A 238-nucleotide genomic window follows, 5' to 3' on the forward strand; every position below is an offset into this window, starting at 1 on the left:
GGGCGTGCAGTCGAACCTGATGCCGCCGCTGTCCGCGATCGAGCGGATCGAGGTCGTGCGCGGGCCGATGTCGTCGCTGTACGGCGCCGACGCGATGGGCGGCGTGATCAACGTGATCACGCGCAAGGTGCCGAAGCGCTGGGGCGGCACGATCACGGCCGGCAGCGTATGGCAGCTCGAATCGAACCAGGGCGACACGCAGAGCGTCGACTTCTGGCTCGGCGGCCCGCTGAAATCC

At 68.9% G+C, this 238-nt stretch carries 1 protein-coding gene; it reads left to right on the forward strand.

Annotated features, from left to right (window positions below; genetic code table 11):
- Positions 1 to 238 (forward strand): TonB-dependent receptor plug domain-containing protein (locus tag SB751_RS34975; RefSeq protein WP_410749611.1); only part of this gene is annotated, 238 nt, incomplete at both ends.

It is taken from the genome of Cupriavidus sp. SIMBA_020, assembly GCF_046535395.1.
Classification (GTDB): domain Bacteria; phylum Pseudomonadota; class Gammaproteobacteria; order Burkholderiales; family Burkholderiaceae; genus Cupriavidus; species Cupriavidus campinensis.